18 protein-coding genes and 1 pseudogene are annotated in these 19,768 nt (G+C 37.4%); all 19 read left to right on the top strand.

Going from position 1 to position 19,768, the window contains the following annotated elements:
• The first annotated feature begins 203 nt into the window (after positions 1 to 203).
• The 19 genes and pseudogenes from lepA to ACIQ7L_RS07960 all read left to right on the top strand — a co-directional run bounded on the left by lepA (position 204) and on the right by ACIQ7L_RS07960 (position 19,750).
• Positions 204 to 2,027, top strand: a complete 1,824-nt coding sequence (lepA, locus tag ACIQ7L_RS08050) for an elongation factor 4 (protein ID WP_400568031.1) — start codon at positions 204 to 206, stop codon at positions 2,025 to 2,027.
• A 140-nt stretch (positions 2,028 to 2,167) separates the two neighbouring features.
• Positions 2,168 to 2,542 (top strand): annotated as a pseudogene (locus tag ACIQ7L_RS08045) (winged helix-turn-helix transcriptional regulator).
• Positions 2,543 to 2,593: 51 nt separating this feature from the next.
• Entirely contained in the window at positions 2,594 to 3,733 is a 1,140-nt protein-coding gene (hemW, locus tag ACIQ7L_RS08040; RefSeq protein WP_400568029.1) for a radical SAM family heme chaperone HemW, read from the top strand.
• Positions 3,734 to 3,866: 133 nt separating this feature from the next.
• On the top strand, positions 3,867 to 4,898 hold the full coding sequence (gene hrcA / locus ACIQ7L_RS08035) for a heat-inducible transcriptional repressor HrcA (RefSeq protein ID WP_400568027.1): 1,032 nt from the start codon (positions 3,867 to 3,869) through the stop codon (positions 4,896 to 4,898).
• Positions 4,899 to 5,009: 111 nt separating this feature from the next.
• The gene (gene grpE / locus ACIQ7L_RS08030) at positions 5,010 to 5,579 is read left to right on the top strand and encodes a nucleotide exchange factor GrpE (protein WP_400568025.1); all 570 of its coding nucleotides are present in this window, start codon (positions 5,010 to 5,012) and stop codon (positions 5,577 to 5,579) included.
• A gap of 26 nt (positions 5,580 to 5,605) precedes the next feature.
• Positions 5,606 to 7,441 (top strand): chaperone protein DnaK, encoded by a 1,836-nt coding sequence (gene dnaK, locus ACIQ7L_RS08025; protein WP_400568023.1) that lies wholly within the window; start codon positions 5,606 to 5,608, stop codon positions 7,439 to 7,441.
• Between the two features lie 224 nt (positions 7,442 to 7,665).
• Positions 7,666 to 8,766, top strand: coding sequence for a chaperone protein DnaJ (gene dnaJ, locus ACIQ7L_RS08020; protein ID WP_400568021.1), 1,101 nt, complete (start codon positions 7,666 to 7,668; stop codon positions 8,764 to 8,766).
• Positions 8,767 to 8,794: 28 nt separating this feature from the next.
• Positions 8,795 to 9,733 carry a 50S ribosomal protein L11 methyltransferase gene (gene prmA, locus ACIQ7L_RS08015; RefSeq protein WP_097896951.1) on the top strand — a complete coding sequence of 313 codons (939 nt, stop codon included), beginning with the start codon at positions 8,795 to 8,797 and terminating at the stop codon, positions 9,731 to 9,733.
• Between the two features lie 146 nt (positions 9,734 to 9,879).
• A complete protein-coding gene (locus ACIQ7L_RS08010; RefSeq protein ID WP_400568019.1) occupies positions 9,880 to 10,629 on the top strand; it encodes a 16S rRNA (uracil(1498)-N(3))-methyltransferase in 750 nt (249 codons plus the stop codon).
• A 6-nt stretch (positions 10,630 to 10,635) separates the two neighbouring features.
• Positions 10,636 to 11,988 (top strand): tRNA (N(6)-L-threonylcarbamoyladenosine(37)-C(2))-methylthiotransferase MtaB, encoded by a 1,353-nt coding sequence (gene mtaB, locus ACIQ7L_RS08005; RefSeq protein ID WP_400568018.1) that lies wholly within the window; start codon positions 10,636 to 10,638, stop codon positions 11,986 to 11,988.
• A 145-nt stretch (positions 11,989 to 12,133) separates the two neighbouring features.
• On the top strand, positions 12,134 to 12,799 hold the full coding sequence (gene deoC / locus ACIQ7L_RS08000) for a deoxyribose-phosphate aldolase (RefSeq protein WP_400568016.1): 666 nt from the start codon (positions 12,134 to 12,136) through the stop codon (positions 12,797 to 12,799).
• A gap of 409 nt (positions 12,800 to 13,208) precedes the next feature.
• Positions 13,209 to 13,382, top strand: a complete 174-nt coding sequence (gene rpsU, locus ACIQ7L_RS07995; RefSeq protein ID WP_000048061.1) for a 30S ribosomal protein S21 — start codon at positions 13,209 to 13,211, stop codon at positions 13,380 to 13,382.
• Between the two features lie 15 nt (positions 13,383 to 13,397).
• Complete coding sequence (locus ACIQ7L_RS07990) at positions 13,398 to 13,841, top strand: GatB/YqeY domain-containing protein (protein ID WP_400568014.1); 444 nt, start codon at positions 13,398 to 13,400, stop codon at positions 13,839 to 13,841.
• A 108-nt stretch (positions 13,842 to 13,949) separates the two neighbouring features.
• Entirely contained in the window at positions 13,950 to 14,243 is a 294-nt protein-coding gene (gene yqfC, locus ACIQ7L_RS07985; RefSeq protein ID WP_097896947.1) for a sporulation protein YqfC, read from the top strand.
• A gap of 122 nt (positions 14,244 to 14,365) precedes the next feature.
• A complete protein-coding gene (gene yqfD / locus ACIQ7L_RS07980; RefSeq protein WP_400568012.1) occupies positions 14,366 to 15,565 on the top strand; it encodes a sporulation protein YqfD in 1,200 nt (399 codons plus the stop codon).
• A gap of 3 nt (positions 15,566 to 15,568) precedes the next feature.
• The gene (locus tag ACIQ7L_RS07975) at positions 15,569 to 16,528 is read left to right on the top strand and encodes a PhoH family protein (RefSeq protein ID WP_400568011.1); all 960 of its coding nucleotides are present in this window, start codon (positions 15,569 to 15,571) and stop codon (positions 16,526 to 16,528) included.
• A 260-nt stretch (positions 16,529 to 16,788) separates the two neighbouring features.
• Positions 16,789 to 18,933 carry an HD family phosphohydrolase gene (locus ACIQ7L_RS07970; RefSeq protein ID WP_400568184.1) on the top strand — a complete coding sequence of 715 codons (2,145 nt, stop codon included), beginning with the start codon at positions 16,789 to 16,791 and terminating at the stop codon, positions 18,931 to 18,933.
• A complete protein-coding gene (ybeY, locus tag ACIQ7L_RS07965; RefSeq protein ID WP_097896943.1) occupies positions 18,930 to 19,400 on the top strand; it encodes an rRNA maturation RNase YbeY in 471 nt (156 codons plus the stop codon). The genes ACIQ7L_RS07970 and ybeY overlap by 4 nt, the downstream gene beginning before the upstream one ends.
• Complete coding sequence (locus ACIQ7L_RS07960) at positions 19,397 to 19,750, top strand: diacylglycerol kinase family protein (RefSeq protein ID WP_335359209.1); 354 nt, start codon at positions 19,397 to 19,399, stop codon at positions 19,748 to 19,750. The genes ybeY and ACIQ7L_RS07960 overlap by 4 nt, the downstream gene beginning before the upstream one ends.
• Positions 19,751 to 19,768 lie beyond the last annotated feature (18 nt).

The following is a 19,768-nucleotide window of genomic DNA, read 5'->3' as shown; positions in this document are numbered from 1 at the left end:
GATAAGAGAAGGTTGTCTTATAGTTTTGTAAGACAACCATTTTTTATTTGAAAAAGGTTTGTCTCTTGCACTTTGCTCGCATAAGATAAAGATAGGATGATTTGTCTTGTAAGCAGCACGAGTTTTCATTGAATCTTTGCTGCTCTATTGATATAATCAGTGCTAGTGTATATTGGCGAGACTATTAGGAGTTGAGAACATAGATGAATAAAGAAGAAAGAGCAAAAAGGCAGTCTAACATTCGTAACTTCTCCATCATTGCTCACATTGACCACGGAAAGTCAACGTTAGCAGACCGTATTTTGGAGAAAACAAACGCTTTAACACAACGTGAAATGAAAGCTCAATTACTTGACTCTATGGATTTAGAGCGTGAGCGTGGCATTACAATTAAATTAAATGCTGTTCAATTAAAGTACACAGCAAAAAATGGCGAAGAATATACGCTTCACTTAATCGATACACCAGGACATGTCGACTTTACGTACGAAGTATCTCGTAGTTTAGCGGCTTGCGAAGGTGCAATCCTTGTTGTCGATGCAGCGCAAGGTATTGAAGCGCAAACATTAGCAAACGTATATTTAGCGCTTGATAACAATTTAGAAATTTTACCGGTTATTAATAAAATCGATTTACCGAGCGCTGATCCAGAACGTGTTCGTCAAGAAGTAGAAGATGTAATCGGTTTAGATGCATCAGAAGCTGTACTTGCTTCCGCAAAAGCTGGCATTGGTATTGAAGACATTTTAGAACAAGTCGTTGAAAAAGTACCAGCTCCAGAAGGTGACCCGGAAGAGCCGCTTCAATGTATGATTTTTGACTCTTTATATGACCCATACCGCGGTGTAATTGCGTATATCCGTGTTGTAAACGGTACAGTAAAAGTTGGCGATAAAGTACGTATGATGGCAACTGGTAAAGAATTTGAAGTGACAGAAGTAGGTGTATTTACACCGAAAACAACGCAATGCGAAGAATTAACAGTAGGTGATGTAGGATTCTTAGCGGCATCTATTAAAAATGTAGGAGACACACGTGTTGGTGATACCATCACACATGCGAAACGTCCAGCGGCGGAGCCGTTACCAGGGTATCGTAAATTAAACCCAATGGTATTCTGTGGTTTATATCCAATCGATTCTGCACGTTATAACGATTTGCGTGATGCGTTAGAAAAACTGGAATTAAATGATTCGGCTCTTGAGTTTGAACCAGAAACATCTCAAGCGTTAGGATTTGGTTTCCGCTGTGGATTCTTAGGTTTACTTCACATGGAAATTATTCAAGAACGTATTGAACGTGAATTCAAGATTGACCTAATTACAACAGCACCAAGCGTTATTTACAAAGTGTATTTAACGAATGGAGAAGATATGATTGTAGATAACCCATCTAATATGCCAGATCCTCAAGCAATCGATCGTGTGGAAGAACCATTTGTAAAAGCGACAATTATGGTTCCAAATGATTACGTTGGGGCTGTAATGGAAATTTGCCAAGGTAAACGTGGTACGTTTATTGATATGCAATATTTAGATGAAACACGTGTTACGTTAACATATGAAATCCCGCTTTCTGAAATCGTATATGATTTCTTCGATCAACTAAAATCAAATACGAAAGGCTATGCATCATTTGATTACGAGTTAATCGGCTATAAACCATCTAGACTTGTGAAGATGGATATTTTATTAAATAATGAACAAGTCGATGCTTTATCATTTATCGTACACCGTGATTCAGCGTACGACCGTGGTAAAGTAATCGTAGAAAAATTAAAAGAATTAATTCCAAGACAACAGTTCGAAGTGCCGATTCAGGCGACTATTGGAAACAAAGTTGTAGCACGTTCTACAATTAAGGCGATGCGTAAAAACGTACTTGCAAAATGTTACGGTGGTGACATTTCTCGTAAACGTAAACTTCTTGATAAACAAAAAGAAGGTAAAAAACGTATGAAGTCTGTTGGTTCTGTAGAAGTACCACAAGAAGCATTCATGGCTGTATTGAAAATGGATGATAACTAATAAGAAAGAAGCCGTTTGTGCGGCTTCTTTTTTATATCGGTATACTTTTTTAGACAACTATACATCTCTCCTTTACAATAGTGAGGATGCTTTTCGTGTAAGGAGAAAAAGAAGATTAATATAGAGTTAGGAGACGAATGATGTCTGGAAATGTTCGGAAAGATATTCAAGAAAAGATACAAAATGGTGATTTTAATTGTGAAAAGGAATTGACTCTTCCTATTATTAGTGGAAAATAGAAAGTTGTAATTTTATGGAATTTAGGTGTAGAAGGACCGCATCGCTTTAGTGAGTTACATCGACTATTTCCAAATATCTCTCACAAAGTTTTGTCAAATCAATTAAAAGAATGAATGGAAGATGGGATTATTGGCCGGACAGTATATCCAGAAGTGCCTCCGCGCATAGAATATTTTATGAAGGATTTAGGCATGACACTTTTACCAATCGTCGAAATGATGTATGATTGGGGGAAAATGCGAATGAAGCAAATTCGCAATGGGTTAGAGAAGTAAAGGAGCCTCCGAAATGCGGAGGTTTTCTTTTTAGAAAGGTAGGAGTAAAGTTTGATGCAAGCTGCATATATTCATATTCCGTTTTGTCAGCACATTTGTCACTATTGTGATTTTAATAAAGTATTTATTGAACGTCAGCCTGTTGTTCAATATTTGGAGTATTTAGAAAAAGAGATAATAAATACAGTGCAAAAGGTACCGTTTGAAAATATGAAAACAATTTTTGTTGGGGGCGGGACACCAACAGCATTAAATATGGAGCAGACGAAAAAACTTCTTGATATTATTAATCGTCGCTTACGTCCGTTTGCTCCAAACTGTGAATTAACGTTTGAAGCGAATCCTGGAGATTTACCGAAAGAAAAGTTGAACCTTCTATTAGAGGGCGGTGTGAACCGAATTAGTTTTGGTGTGCAAACGTTTCGAGATGAACTGTTAGAGAAGATTGGACGTAAGCATACGAGAGAAGATGCGTTTGTAGCAATTCGTGAAGCGCAGGAAGTTGGTTTTACGAATATTAATGTCGATTTAATTTATGCATTGCCAGGGCAAACGATTGAAGATGTGAAAGAAACGTTAGATATCGCTTTCACACTCGGTGTTCAACATTTCTCTGCGTATTCTTTAATTGTTGAACCGAAAACTGTCTTTTACAATTTAATGAACAAAGGGAAATTAAGGCTTCCTGGTGAAGACCATGAGGCGAAGATGTATGAAATGGTAATGGATGAGATGGAGAAACATGGTTACCATCAGTATGAAATTAGTAATTTTTCAAAAGAAGGATATGAAAGTAGACATAATCTCACATACTGGAATAATGAACAGTATTATGGTTTTGGAGCTGGTGCTCACAGTTATGTGAATGGAGAGCGAATCCAAAATGTTGGTCCATTGAAACAATATTTTTCTAAAATTGATGAGACGGGATTCCCTTATCTAGATGTTCATGAAGTGACGAGAAAGGAAAGAATGGAAGAAGAACTATTTTTAGGACTTAGGAAAACAAAGGGTGTTTCTAAACTAGGATTTCAGAAGAAGTTTGGTATAGAAATGGATGGAATCTTTGCGAAGCAGTTGTTACAGGGTAAAGAACATGGGTTGCTTCAGAACAAAGATGACTATGTTTGTTTGACGAGACAAGGTAAGTTATTAGGGAATGAAGTATTTCAATCATTTTTAATTGATTAATGTAATGTCCGCTAGGTGTGAAAAAGTTTCTCTATTTCGTGACGTTTCCGTTGACAATTCAATGTCAATTTTGGTAAGTTATTAATAGATTTAGCACTCGAAGATAAAGAGTGCTAACAGAGGTGATGATGAGATGCTTACGGAACGTCAGCTCTTAATTTTACAAACAATTATTGATGACTTTATTGGATCAGCGCAGCCTGTTGGATCAAGAACGTTGGCTAAAAAAGATGAAATTACATTTAGTTCAGCTACTATTCGAAATGAAATGGCAGATTTAGAGGAACTAGGATTTATTGAAAAAACGCACAGTTCTTCTGGACGGGTTCCTTCAGAAAAAGGGTATCGATTTTATGTAGACCATCTTTTAGCGCCACAGCATTTACCGAATGAGGATATTGTGCAGATTAAAGATTTATTTGCTGAAAGAATTTTTGAAGCGGAGAAAGTTGCACAGCAATCAGCTCAAATTTTATCGGAACTCACAAATTATACGGCGATTGTTCTTGGGCCGAAAGTGAGTACAAATAAGCTTAAAAATGTACAAATTGTTCCGCTGGATCATCAAACAGCAGTCGCGATTATTGTAACGGATACAGGGCATGTACAAAGCAAAACGATTACCGTTCCGGAATCTGTTGATTTATCAGATTTAGAAAAGATGGTTAATATTTTAAATGAGAAGCTATCGGGTGTATCGATGGCAGAATTACACAATAAAATTTTAAAAGAGATTGTGACAGTTCTCCGTGGATATGTCCATAATTATGATAGTGCAATAAAAATATTAGATGGTACATTTCAAGTGCCTTTATCGGAAAAGATATACTTTGGCGGGAAAGCCAATATGCTTTCGCAGCCGGAGTTTCATGATATCCAAAAGGTACGCTCCTTGCTGACAATGATCGATAATGAAGCCGCGTTTTACGATATTTTGCGTAATAAACAAGTCGGTATTCAAGTGAAAATCGGCCGAGAAAATTCTTCGACTGCTATGGAAGATTGTAGTTTAATTTCTGCAACTTATTCCATTGGTGAAGAACAGCTTGGAACAATTGCAATTTTAGGTCCGACGAGAATGCAATATTCTCGTGTGATTAGTCTGTTACAATTGTTTACAAGACAATTTACAGATGGTTTAAACGGAGTGTATAAATCAAAATAATAAATTCGCTCGAGTAATGAACAGAATCATTGCTGGTGTGTAACATAAAAATTTATGCTTGGATGCTCATGCCCAGCGTGAGCTCTAGTGCCTTTTAAGGAGGTGAAAGTTGTGGAAGAGCGTAACGAACAAGTAGTTGAAGAAGCGAAAGAAACGCAAACTGAGGAATCTATTACAGCAGAAAACAATGAAGAACCTGTAGTAGAAGAAAAAAGTGAAGCGGCTCTTTTACAAGAAAAGGTAGATGAATTGCAAGCGAAATTGACGGAAACGGAAGGTCGCACACTACGTCTACAAGCTGATTTTGAAAACTATAAGCGCCGTGTTCAATTGGATAAGCAAGCGGCTGAAAAATATAGATCACAAAGTCTTGTGTCAGATATTTTGCCGGCTCTTGATAACTTTGAAAGAGCGATGCAAGTGGAAGCGAGCGACGAGCAGATGAAGTCCTTACTACAAGGGATGGAAATGGTATATCGTCAATTGCTAGAAGCACTGATTAAAGAAGGTGTTGAAGCGATTGAAGCTGTTGGTAAACAGTTTGATCCGCATGAACATCAAGCTGTTATGCAAGTAGAAGACAGCGAGTTTGAATCAAACGCGGTTGTGGAAGAATTCCAAAAAGGCTATAAGCTGAAAGATCGTGTGATTCGCCCATCAATGGTAAAAGTAAATCAATAATTTACATAAATGTAGGAGGTTTCGCCATGAGTAAAATTATCGGTATTGACTTAGGTACAACAAACTCTTGTGTAGCTGTTATGGAAGGTGGAGAACCAAAGGTTATCCCAAATCCAGAAGGGAACCGTACAACACCTTCTGTTGTAGCTTTCAAAAATGAAGAGCGTCAAGTTGGGGAAGTAGCGAAGCGTCAAGCAATTACGAACCCAAATACAATCATGTCTGTTAAACGTCATATGGGTACAGACTACAAAGTAGAAGTTGAAGGTAAAAACTATACACCTCAAGAAATTTCTGCAATCATTTTACAAAACTTAAAGGCTTCTGCTGAAGCGTACTTAGGTGAAACGGTAACAAAAGCTGTTATCACAGTGCCAGCATACTTTAACGATGCAGAACGCCAAGCAACAAAAGACGCTGGTCGTATTGCTGGTTTAGAAGTAGAACGTATTATTAATGAACCAACAGCAGCTGCGCTTGCTTACGGTTTAGAAAAACAAGACGAAGAACAAAAAATTCTAGTATACGACTTAGGTGGCGGTACATTTGACGTATCTATCCTTGAATTAGCAGATGGAACATTTGAAGTTATTTCGACTGCTGGTGACAATCGTCTTGGTGGTGACGACTTTGACCAAGTTATCATCGATCATTTAGTAGCTGAATTCAAAAAAGAAAATAACATTGATTTAAGCCAAGATAAAATGGCACTTCAACGTTTGAAAGATGCAGCTGAAAAAGCGAAAAAAGATCTTTCTGGTGTAACACAAACACAAATTTCATTACCGTTCATTAGTGCTGGAGCTGCTGGTCCATTACACTTAGAATTAAACTTAACAAGAGCGAAATTTGAAGAGCTTTCAGCTAACCTTGTTGAAAGAACATTAGAACCAACTCGTCGTGCATTAAAAGATGCTGGTTTTGCTCTAAGTGAATTAGATAAAGTTATCCTTGTTGGTGGATCTACTCGTATCCCAGCTGTACAAGAAGCAATTAAACGTGAAACTGGTAAAGAGCCATATAAAGGTGTAAACCCAGATGAAGTTGTAGCATTAGGTGCTGCAGTTCAAGGCGGTGTACTTACTGGTGATGTAGAAGGCGTTCTATTATTAGACGTAACTCCACTTTCTTTAGGTATTGAAACTATGGGTGGCGTATTCACAAAATTAATCGATCGTAACACTACAATTCCAACAAGTAAATCACAAGTATTCTCAACAGCTGCTGATAACCAACCAGCGGTAGACATTCACGTGCTACAAGGTGAGCGTCCAATGTCAGCTGATAACAAAACACTAGGTCGTTTCCAATTAACAGACCTTCCGCCAGCACCACGTGGTATCCCACAAATCGAAGTAACATTCGATATCGATGCGAACGGTATTGTTAACGTACGTGCGAAAGACTTAGGAACAAGCAAAGAGCAAGCTATTACAATCCAATCTTCTTCAGGTCTTTCTGATGATGAAGTAAATCGTATGGTACAAGAAGCAGAAGCAAATGCTGACGCTGACCAAAAACGTAAGGAAGAAGTTGAACTTCGTAACGAAGCTGACCAACTTGTATTCCAAACAGATAAAGTTGTAAAAGATTTAGAAGGTAAAGTAGATGCAGCTGAAGTAGCGAAAGCAACAGAAGCGAAAGAAGCATTACAAGCGGCAATCGAGAAAAACGAACTTGATGAAATCCGTGCGAAAAAAGATGCTCTTCAAGAAATCGTACAACAATTAACTGTTAAATTATATGAGCAAGCTCAAGCTGCTGCAGGGCAAGCAGAAGGTGCACAAGGAGCACAAGACGCTGGCGCGAAAAAAGACAATGTAGTTGACGCTGAGTTTGAAGAAGTAAAAGAAGACAAGTAATAAAGTAAAACAACATAAGTAAGATGACAAAAAGTCAAAGTCAAGCGTGCCTTGGCTTTGGCTTTTTTCACGAATAAGAAAAAGGCTTAGTGTGAACTAAGTCTTTCATGTGAGGGTCTTACGTTTTTCTTTTTGCATACTGTAAGTGAGGAAACTTTGTTGCAAAGCACTTTCTTTCGGTGTTAAAATTACGTTTATGTGAAAGATTCGGGGGTTACAAATTTATGAATAAACGAGACTATTATGAGGTCCTTGGCCTTAGCAAGGGCGCATCTAAAGATGAAATTAAAAAAGCGTATCGTCGTTTGGCAAAAAAGTACCATCCAGACGTAAGTAAAGAAGAAAATGCAATTGAAAAGTTTAAAGAAGTACAAGAAGCATATGAAGTATTAAGTGATGATCAAAAACGCGCGCAGTACGACCAATTTGGTCATGCTGGTCCAAATCAAGGCTTCGGTGGCGGAGACTTTGGTGGAGGTTTCGGATTTGAAGATATCTTTAGTTCATTCTTCGGTGGAGGCGGCAGACGTCGTGATCCGAATGCTCCGCGTCAAGGTGCTGATTTACAATACCAAGTTACTTTAGAATTTGAAGAAGCTATTTTTGGTAAAGAGCTAAACGTTGAGATTCCAGTAGAAGATCCATGTGATACTTGTAAAGGTAGTGGTGCGAAGCCTGGAACTTCAAAAGAAACATGTAACCATTGTTCAGGATCGGGTCAAATAAGTGTAGAGCAAAACACACCATTTGGTCGCATTGTAAATCGTCAAGCGTGTAACCATTGTTCAGGAACAGGCCAAATCATTAAAGAAAAATGTACAACATGTCATGGCTCTGGAAAAGTGCGTAAACGTAAAAAAATTAACGTTAAAATCCCAGCTGGTATCGATAATGGACAACAAATCCGTGTGTCAGGTAAAGGAGAAGCGGGTGTAAATGGTGGGCCAACAGGTGATCTGTATGTTGTTGTTCACGTAAGAAATCATGAATTCTTCGAGCGTGATGGTGATCATATTATTTGTGAAATGCCATTAACATTCACGCAAGTAGCGCTTGGTGCTGAAGTGGAAGTCCCTACAGTTCACGGGAAAGTGAAATTAAAAATTCCAGCAGGGACACAAACTGGAACAGAATTCCGCCTAAAAGGAAAAGGAGCTCCAAATGTACGGGGATATGGTCAAGGTGATCAATACGTAGTTGTTCGTGTTGTTGTACCAACAAAATTAACATCACACCAAAAAGAATTATTACGTGAATTTGCAGGACAAGAAGATCAAGATGGTGGCTTATTCGGAAAGCTTAAACGTGCTTTCAAAGGGGAATAATGGAAATAAAAAATGGAGTTGGTAAATTGTGAAATGGTCAGAAATTAGTATTCATACAACAGAGGAAGCAGTAGAAGCTGTTTCTCATATTTTGCACGAAGCAGGTGCAAGTGGCGTAGCGATTGAAGATCCGGCAGAGTTAACAAAAGAGCGTGAGCAACAGTATGGTGAAATTTATGCGCTTAATCCAGCTGAATATCCAGAGGATGGTGTGTTAATAAAAGCATACTTCCCACAAACGGATTCTTTACATGAAACAGTTGCAAGTGTAAAATCATCTATTGATGTACTTCCATCTTTCGACATCGAAATTGGTACAGGAAATATTACGATTAATGAAGTCGATGAGGAAGACTGGGCTACTGCTTGGAAAAAATATTATCATCCAGTTCAAATTTCTGATACATTCACAATTGTGCCAACATGGGAAGAGTATACACCTTCTTCTGTAGATGAAAAGATTATTGAATTAGATCCAGGTATGGCGTTTGGTACAGGGACACATCCAACAACAACGATGTGTATTCGTGCATTAGAGAAAACAGTTCAGCCTGGTAGTGCAGTAATTGATGTTGGAACAGGTTCTGGTGTACTAAGTATTGCGGCGGCAAAACTGGGTGCAGCATCTGTTCAGGCATATGATTTAGATCCAGTTGCAGTTGAAAGTGCAGAAATGAACGTGCGTTTAAATAAAACGGACGACATCGTATCTGTCGGACAAAATAGTTTGTTAGAAGGTATTGAGGGACCGGTAGATTTGATTGTAGCAAATTTACTTGCGGAAATTATCCTTCTCTTCCCTGAAGATGCAGCTCGAGTTGTAAAACAAGGCGGATTATTTATTACATCTGGTATTATTGCAGCAAAAGAAAAAGTGATTTCTGAGGCGCTGGAAAAAGCTGGATTTACAATTGAAGAAGTGTTAAGAATGGAAGATTGGGTAGCAATCATTGCACGAAATGCGTAATATATAATTTATGATTATAATGAATGGAAGAGTCTCTCGCTATATAAAGTGAGGGACTTGCCGTTTGTTATATTAAAATGATAACGTTTCGTTCTTTTCGTAAGTGTGGACTTACGAAAGGAACGAAACTTTACTAAGGTGATGAGATGCAACGTTATTTTGTAGAAGAGAAATATGTAAATGATGCCAGTATTCGTATTGTAGGTGATGATGTGCATCATATCGCAAGAGTGATGCGTATGTCAGCTGGTGACCACATTTATTGCTGTATAAACGGTAAAACGGCAATGTGTACAATTGCTGAAATTACCAGTGAATTTGTGGATAGTGCTATTGTAGAATGGGTAGAGACGTCAAGCGAACTGCCAGTGTTCGTAACGATTGCGAGTGGACTGCCGAAAGGAGACAAGCTAGAGTTAATTTTTCAAAAAGGAACTGAGCTTGGAGCAGCCGCATTTTTACCATTTCAAGCATCGCGTTCTATCGTAAAATGGGATGCGAAAAAAGCAGATAAAAAAGTTGAGCGTTTGAAAAAAATTGTGAAAGAAGCAGCGGAACAATCACATAGAAGTGAAATTCCAGATGTGCATACTCCAGCATCATTTAAACAATTGCTCGCGATGAGCAGTGAGTATGATGTGTGTCTTGTCGCGTATGAAGAGGAAGCAAAACAAGGTGAAAAAGCGAATTTTGCGAAGGCTTTAGCGACGATTGAGCATGGTCAAAAACTTTTGATTGTATTTGGTCCAGAGGGTGGATTATCTGAGGAAGAAATTTCTGCGCTTTGCGAACATAAATTTGTACCATGTAGTTTAGGACCAAGAATTTTAAGAACAGAAACGGCACCGCTTTATGCGTTAAGTGCCGCTTCTTATCATTTTGAATTGATGGGGTGATGATCAATGGCAACTGTTGCGTTCCATACGTTAGGTTGTAAAGTAAACCACTACGAAACAGAAGCGATTTGGCAATTGTTTAAACAAGGTGGTTATGAAAGAACAGATTTTGAAAAAACAGCAGATGTATATGTAATTAATACATGTACGGTAACAAATACAGGTGATAAAAAGAGCCGTCAAATTATCCGTCGTGCAGTGAGACATAATCCGGATGCGGTTATTTGTGTAACAGGTTGTTATGCACAAACATCTCCAGCAGAAATTATGGCGATTCCAGGCGTGGATATCGTTGTTGGTACGCAAGATCGTGAAAAAATGCTAGGATATATCGAAGAGTATCGTAAAGAGCGTCAACCAATTAATGCTGTCCGCAACATTATGAAAACACGTGTATATGAAGAGCTTGACGTACCGTATTTCACTGACCGTACACGTGCATCTTTAAAAATACAAGAAGGTTGCAATAACTTCTGTACGTTCTGTATCATTCCTTGGGCACGTGGTTTAATGCGTTCTCGTGATGGAAAAGAAGTTATTCACCAAGCACAGCAATTAGTTGATGCAGGCTATAAAGAAATTGTTTTAACTGGTATTCATACAGGTGGATACGGAGAAGACATGAAAAATTACAATTTAGCTGGATTGCTTCGCGATATGGAAGCTGAGGTAAATGGCTTAAAACGTCTTCGTATTTCTTCCATTGAAGCGAGTCAAATTTCAGACGAAGTAATTGAAGTATTAGATAAATCTGAAGTAGTTGTGCGTCACTTACACATTCCGTTGCAATCGGGATCAAACACTGTATTAAAACGTATGCGCCGTAAATATACGATGGAATTTTTCCAGGAACGCTTAGATCGCTTGAAAGAGGCGTTACCAGGCCTTGCAATTACATCAGACGTAATTGTTGGTTTCCCTGGTGAAACGGAAGAAGAATTTATGGAAACATACAATTTCATTAAAGAAAACCGTTTTTCTGAATTACACGTTTTCCCTTATTCAAAACGTACTGGAACACCTGCAGCTCGTATGGATGATCAAATTCCTGAAGAGGTAAAAAATGATCGTGTGCACCGTCTAATTGAATTATCAAATCAATTAGCGAAAGAATATGCTTCTCAATTTGAAGGAGAAGTTCTTGAAATTATTCCGGAAGAACCATTCAAAGAAGGAGACCGTGAAGGATTATATGTAGGTTATACAGATAACTACTTAAAGGTTGTTTTTGAAGGATCTGAAGAATTGATTGGTAAATTGGTAAAAGTGAAAATTACAAAAGCTGGTTATCCATATAATGAGGCTCAATTTGTACGTGTTCTTGAAGACGATGTAAAAAAAGAATCCGCAAGTGCGTAATGAGAAAGCATGCAAAAGAAAAGGGTTTGCATGCTTTTTTCATTGGTGGAGAAGTTAAGATATGAAGTTGTAATATTTCATGCTATAATGCTAACCGTTGCGGTTGTCAGACAACTGTTGAGTGAAGAAAGGGGCATATGAAAAAATGAACTATGCAAAATTAATCGACCACACACTATTAAAACCGGATACAAAAAAAGAAGCAATTGTTACATTATGTGAAGAAGCAAAAGTACATGATTTTGCTTCTGTATGTGTAAATCCTACTTGGGTTGAAACAGCAGCTGAATTATTAAAGGGTACAGATGTAAAAGTTTGTACGGTAATCGGTTTCCCACTTGGGGCAAACACACCAGAAACAAAAGCATTTGAAACGCAAGAAGCAATTGCAAAAGGTGCAACAGAAGTTGATATGGTAATCAACATCGGTGCATTAAAAGATAAAAATGATGAGTTGGTAGAGCGCGATGTTCGTGCAGTTGTAGAAGCAGCAAAAGGAAAAGCACTTGTGAAAATTATTATTGAAACATGCTTATTAACAGAAGAAGAAAAAGTCCGTGCTTGTGAATTATCTGTAAAAGCAGGTGTAGACTTTGTAAAAACATCAACTGGCTTTTCAACAGGTGGCGCAACAGTAGCAGATGTAGCATTAATGAGAAAAACAGTTGGACCAGAGATCGGCGTAAAAGCTTCAGGTGGCGTGCGTAGCGGTGAAGATATGGATGCGATGGTAGAAGCGGGAGCAACGCGCATCGGTACAAGCTCTGGCGTTGCGTTAGTAAGTGGAAAAACAGCAACAACTGATTATTAATTTAAAAGCGGAAGTGCCCTGTTTAGAATCGGCTGTTTAGTCCCATCGGCTAAGGTTCTTTCACGCAGAAGGCGTTCTTTGCCTTCTTGCGTGGCAGATTCTTAGCCGTGAGGGTCTACCGGATAGATGTAAAAGCAGAAGTAATTTTAAGACTTGTGCCATTTATACAAAATAATTAGTTGTATTACATAAATTGGTTCGAATAAAAGGTAAAATAAATATCAGTTATAATACGTAGTTTACATAGACTTTTAAAAAGGAAGGGCACCTACTCTCCTTTTATTCTGTCAAATAGTTGACCTGAAGTGACAAAATGTATTATAATCGTAAAAGACATGCTGAAGAAGTGTTTCTTTTTGCATGCTGAAGTTAGTATGTAAGTGTGATGTTTCGGAGGGAGGGAAAGAGAATGTCAAAAACAGTCGTTCGTAAAAACGAGTCTTTGGAGGATGCACTTCGCCGTTTTAAAAGATCGGTTTCTAAAACTGGTACACTTGCTGAAGCAAGAAAGCGCGAGTTTTATGAAAAACCAAGTGTAAAACGTAAGAAGAAATCTGAAGCGGCAAGAAAGCGTAAATTCTAAGAGAGGGTGTAAGTTATGAGTCTTCTCGGTCGTTTAAACGATGATATGAAACAAGCGATGAAGAATAAACAAAAAGAAAAATTAACCGTTATTCGTATGGTTAAGGCTGCTTTGCAAAATGAAGGTATTAAACTGCAACATACTCTTACTGAAGAAGAGGAATTAACAGTTTTAGCTCGTGAAGTAAAACAGCATAAGGACTCCCTCCTTGAATTTAAAAAAGCGGGTCGTGATGACCTTGTTGATAAACTGCAAAATGAAATTCAGATTTTAAACACGTATTTGCCAGAGCAATTAACAGAGGAAGAGCTTGCGAACGTAATTAAGCAAGTAATTGCTGATGTTGGTGCTGCTTCTAAAGCAGATATGGGTAAAGTGATGAGTGCTATTATGCCGAAAGTAAAAGGTAAAGCAGACGGATCACAAGTGAATAAGCTGGTTGCACAGCTATTAGCATAAAAAAACGTCTCATGAGAAATGAGACGTTTTTTTATGCTTTTTTTCTGTTTGGACGTGATATTACAAGCCCTTTTTTCATACATATGGGATGAGAGGGGGGTCTTGGAGATGAAGAAGTTAGAACAAATGAAAAATTGGCTAACAAAGCAAATAGACCTACCAGTGGATGTGCTAATGGATCTGCCTCGGATTACTCTTGTTGGGCAAGTGCATATTTATATAGAAAATCATCGAGGGTTATTAGTGTTTTCTGATAAAGAAGTACGATTGTTACTAAAACATGGTCAATTATTAATTAAAGGGCAATCGTTTGTCATTAAAACCATTCTTCCGGAGGAGCTGTTACTTGAAGGGGTTATTGAGCAAGTGACATTTTTAGAAAATGAGAAGAAAGAAAAATGAAGTGAAACTTCCTTAAGTGAAGTTTTTCTTCTTATTTTATTTCGTACGAGCTATTTTGATGGTCAAAGCGAAAGAAAGTAGATGCAAATATCTACTTTTGAGAAAGGTAGTGGAGGCGAGCGATGAAGAATCAATGGTTTACAAAGTGGCTTGGATATGTAAAAGTACGAATCGAAGGTAGAGGGATCGAACGTTTTATTAATGAGTGTGTACGCAGAAATTTATTTGTTTGGGATGTAAAGAAGATTGCTGATGAAACATTGGTCTTTTGTATGTTACTGCGGGATGTGAAGAAGTTAAGACCGATTTATCGTAAAAATGAATGTAAGTTATATTTTATAGGACGTTACGGTGCTCCTTTTTGGAATAAGCGCATGCTTAAAAATAGTGGCTTTTTAATTGGCTTCCTTATCTTTTTTTTCGGAATGATCGCGCTGTCAAATATGGTATGGAAAATTGAGATTACAGGGGCGAAACCGGAAACAGAATATATACTTATGAAAGAATTGGATAAAATGGGTATAAAGAAAGGGAGATTACAATTTCAAATGCCTAATGTTGAAGAGATTCAGCGGCATTTGACAGACAAAATTAATGCAATTACATGGGCTGGTCTAGATATACAGGGGACGACATACCATTTTAAAATTGTTGAAAAAAATGAACCGAAGAAGGAAAAAGAACAGAAACCGCAAAATTTAGTAGCGAAAAAAGAAGCGGTTATTACAAAAACATTTGTGGAAGTTGGAAAGCCAGTTGTAATGAAAAATGATTATGTACAAAAGGGGCAACTGCTTGTATCTGGAATGTTTGGAAATGAGGAGAACCCAACAGTTGTTTCCGCTAAAGGAATTGTATATGGGGAAACGTGGTACGAGTCTGAAGTGACAGTTCCTTTGAAAACAACATTCCAAGTATATACAGGAAATTCATATAATGAGCATTTTCTTCGTTTTGGAAGTGGTAAAATAAAAATATGGGGTTTTCAGCATGATAAGTATAAGCGCTCGCGTACTGAAAGTGTAAAACATGATGTGAAATTATTTGGTTTTACACTACCTGTTTCTTATGAAAAAGAAATTGTGCGTGAAGAGGAAGAGGCGAACCGTGAATACACAGAAAAGCAAGCGCTTAAGGTTGCGAAAGAAATGGCAGAAAAAGAACTAAAGAAAAAATTGGATGAACATGCTATGATTGTAAGTGATAAGATTTTGCATAAAGAGGTTGAGGCAGATCATCTAAGAGTAGCATTACATTATACAGTGATTGAAAATATTGCAGAGCCACAACCAATATCTGAATCCGATATTCAAGGAGACTGAGTAATGGCAGAACAATTAGTAGAAATGAATCAACAAGTAGAAAACGACAATGAAGCAATAGCTCTATTTGGAGTGAATGATGCAAATTTAAAAGTAATTGAACGAGAGCTTGCTGTATCTATTGTAACTAGAGGTGAATCTGTTCGTGTATCTGGAACAGATGAAGCGGTGGCGCTCGTTGAAAAAATCTTACAGCAATTACTTGCTGTTATTCGTAAAGGTGTATCAATTACTGAGCGAGATGTTGCATATGCAATTCAGCTTGGTCGCCAAGGGAAAATTGCTCATTTTGAAGAGTTGTATGAAGAAGAAATTTTTAAAACAGCAAAAGGTAAATCGATTCGTGTAAAAACAATGGGACAAAGGCAGTATATTCATGCGCTGAAAAAGAATGATATTGTGTTTGGAATAGGGCCTGCTGGTACAGGGAAAACGTATTTAGCTGTAGTAATGGCTGTAAGAGCATTAAAGCAAGGATATGTAAAAAAAATTATTTTAACAAGGCCAGCTGTAGAAGCAGGAGAAAGTTTAGGATTTTTACCAGGTGATTTAAAAGAAAAAGTAGATCCTTATCTACGTCCCCTTTATGATGCGCTTCATGATATTCTTGGACAAGAATATACGCAGCGTATGATGGAGAGAGGGACGATTGAAATTGCACCTCTTGCTTATATGAGAGGACGTACGCTTGACGATTCTTTTGTCATTTTAGATGAAGCTCAAAATACAACAGGTGCTCAAATAAAAATGTTTCTAACACGTTTAGGTTTTAGTTCGAAAATGGTTGTTACAGGCGATCCTTCTCAGGTTGATTTGCCGAAAGGTGTTAAATCAGGGCTTTCGATTGCTGTGAATGTTTTATCGGGTGTATCAGGGCTTTCGTTTGTTAAATTGGAACAATCGGACGTTGTAAGACATCCACTCGTACAACGAATTATTGAGGCATATGATAAAATGGAATGATCCTATTTGTCAGGATCATTTCTTTTTATATGATAGAGATAGGTGAGTGGGTTGGCGAACAATTCATTTTTTTATATCATTAAAAAGTAGACAAATAAACTACCCATGAATAGGCTGTGAATTTGGAAACGGAAGAAATGAAGTGGGAGATAGCGCCCGAAAAAGCACAATTTGTGTGAATTAGCTTTCTTTTGGATAGGGGGAAATACCAAATGAAAGTAGTTTCACTTTATGCCTGGAGAGGAGAAGGTATTGAAATCATGTCAAGGTCTCAAGAATTTTCTAAGTGGTTTCGTAATATACAGCATTCGAAAAAACTAAGCTGGATTTCTTATATTTTATTAGGAGCAGTGCTATTTTTTGCGCTTATGAACAATGTGAAACCAGAGCAACTAGATGTTGAAGAGTTCTCTATTTCTAAACAAACCATTCATTCTCCTATTAAAATTGAAGATAAAGTAATAACAGATAAAAAGAAGAAGGACGCTGCTATAAAAGTTCAGGATCAATATACATATCGAAGCGAGTATAAGCAAAATAAAGTCGATATAGTAAATTCTGTTTTTGATGTGATAAACGAAGTGAATGCTGAGATAAAGGCTGCTAGTCCTGATGAACAGAAAAAGATTTCTGCTACGGATCGATTAGAAAAATTGAAGAAGAAGTTGCCTACAGATTTAACAAAAAGCTTGTCGGATGAAGTTTTGTTAAATTTTGTTAATGCAGAACAGACACAACTAAATATGGCAAGGGATGCAGCGATAACGGCAATTAATAGTATAATGTCTTCGCCTATTAAAATGGACGAAGAAAATGCTGCAAGAGAACGATTTGTTAGTGAAATAAGTACTGTCAATATAAGTAGCGATTTAAAAGAAGCGCTTAATGCACTTGGGAAATATGCAATTACAGCAAATTATTTCTATGATCCAGTTGTTACAAAAGATAGAAGAAAATTAGCGGAAGATGAAGTTGCGCCAGTTTATATTCTTCAAGGACAAATTCTTGTGAAGGAAGGCGACACGATTACACCAGAAATATACAATCAGTTGAAATTAGTTGGACTCTTGGAGCAAGGGAATACATTTCAACCATTTGTAGGGTTAGCAATTGTGATTGGTGTACTGTTGTTCTTTATGCATAAACAATTTGAATCGTTTTTAAAATTAAAAAGAGAAGAAAAACCTTATATTTTAGCGTATACAACCATTTTAGCTATTACAGTTGTTTTGATGAAAATCATTAGCTTGTTTCAAAAGCTGGAATATGCAGGTATCGCGTATGTTGTTCCGGTTGCAATGGGGACAATATTAGTGAAATTAATGATTGGTGATCGATTTGTTTTTCTAACAAGTATGATTTTTTCGGTATGCGGGAGTATCCTATTTAATGAAGGTGTAACGAGTACATTGAACTATAGTGTGGGCATTTATGTTTTACTAAGCTCGTTATCGGTTAGTATCTTTTTGAAAGAGAAAAATAGACGTACCTTGATTTTGCAAGCGGGTATCCTTGTTTCCGTTTTAAACGTAGTTGTATTAGCGGCTCTATTACTCTTGCGTAATGGGAATTTCTCAGTGCTTGAAATTGGCTCGCAATTATTAATGGCGGCAGCTTCGGGGATTATCTCATCTATTTTAGCTATGGGGATTTTACCATATTTAGAAAGTGGTCTTGGTATTGTGTCAAGTATGAAACTTGTGGAGCTTTCAAGTCCGAATCATCCGCTGCTTCGTAAAATTTTATTGGAAGCGCCAGGTACATACCATCATAGTGTCATGGTTGCTAATCTTTCTGAAGCTGCTTGTGAGGCTGTTGGAGCGAATGGTGTATTGGCGCGCGTTGGTGCGTATTATCATGATATTGGAAAAACTGTACAGCCGCACTTCTTTATTGAAAATCAAATGGGGATTGAGAATCCGCATGATAAATTAGATCCTGAAACGAGTAGAGATATTATTATTGCTCACGTAACGAATGGTGTGAAGATGTTAGAAGAGCATCATATTCCGCAAGAAATTATTGATATTGCTGGGCAACATCATGGAACAACATTACTGAAATATTTTTACTATAAAGCAATAAAAGAAGATAAAGAGAAATATACAGAAGAAATGTTCCGCTATCCAGGATCAAAAGCGACATCTAAAGAATCGGCGATTGTTGGAATTGCGGATAGTGTAGAAGCAGCAGTGCGATCAATGAACCATCCAACGCCAGAGCAAATTAATAATTTAGTGCAAAGTATTATTAAAGATCGTTTACAAGATGGCCAGTTCAGTGAATGCGAGTTGACATTTAAAGAACTACAAATTGTTGGGAAAACATTATGTGAAACATTAAATGGTATTTTCCATTCTCGTATTAAATATCCGGAACCGCCGGAAGAAAAGGGGAAAGAATGAGCTTATTAATTGATTTTTTTGATGAAACAGAAGAAGTAAAAGAAGAATATGTGAATATGATTCGTGAGTTATTAGAGAAGGCTGCACAAATGGAGCGTGTGGAAGAAGGAACAGAGCTGTCTGTTACTTTCGTTGATAATGAACGTATCCAAGAAATCAATCGTGATTATCGTGACAAGGATCAGCCGACAGATGTTATTTCTTTTGCGCTTGAAGATATGGGAGAAGGGGAGATGGAAATCGTAGGTGCGGAGATGCCGCGTATGCTAGGAGATCTTATTATTTCCATTCCAAGAACGAAGGAACAAGCGGAAGAATACGGACACTCTTTTGATCGTGAGCTAGGATTTTTAGCATTGCATGGATTCTTACATTTGCTTGGTTATGATCACATGACAGATGAAGATGAAAAAGAGATGTTTGGAAAACAAAAGGAAATTTTAGAGTCATTTGGATTAGGGCGATGAAAAAAGGAAAACTTATAAAGAGTTTTGGATATGCTATAGCTGGTGTATACTTTTGTCTTCGTCATGAACGAAATATGAAAATTCATCTTTTGGCCGCAGTCATTGTTATATGCTGCGGTTTTTATTTCCATGTTACGACAACAGAATGGTTTGTATTACTCATTACAATTGGGATTGTGATGAGTTTAGAAATGATGAATACGGCAATTGAAAAAACAGTAGATTTAGTAACGACAGACTTTAAGCCGTTTGCGAAAATTGCAAAGGATGTTGCGGCTGGCGCGGTTTTATTATTTGCTATTATAGCTGTTATAATTGGTGCTATTATCTTTTTACCTTATATGGTATAGTTGCATTCCGAAGCTTTT

It is taken from the genome of Bacillus sp. NPDC094106 (assembly GCF_044764345.1).
Lineage (GTDB): Bacteria > Bacillota > Bacilli > Bacillales > Bacillaceae_G > Bacillus_A.
Note: the sequence above shows the minus strand (reverse complement) of the source record. Positions and strands in the feature narration are given on the sequence as shown.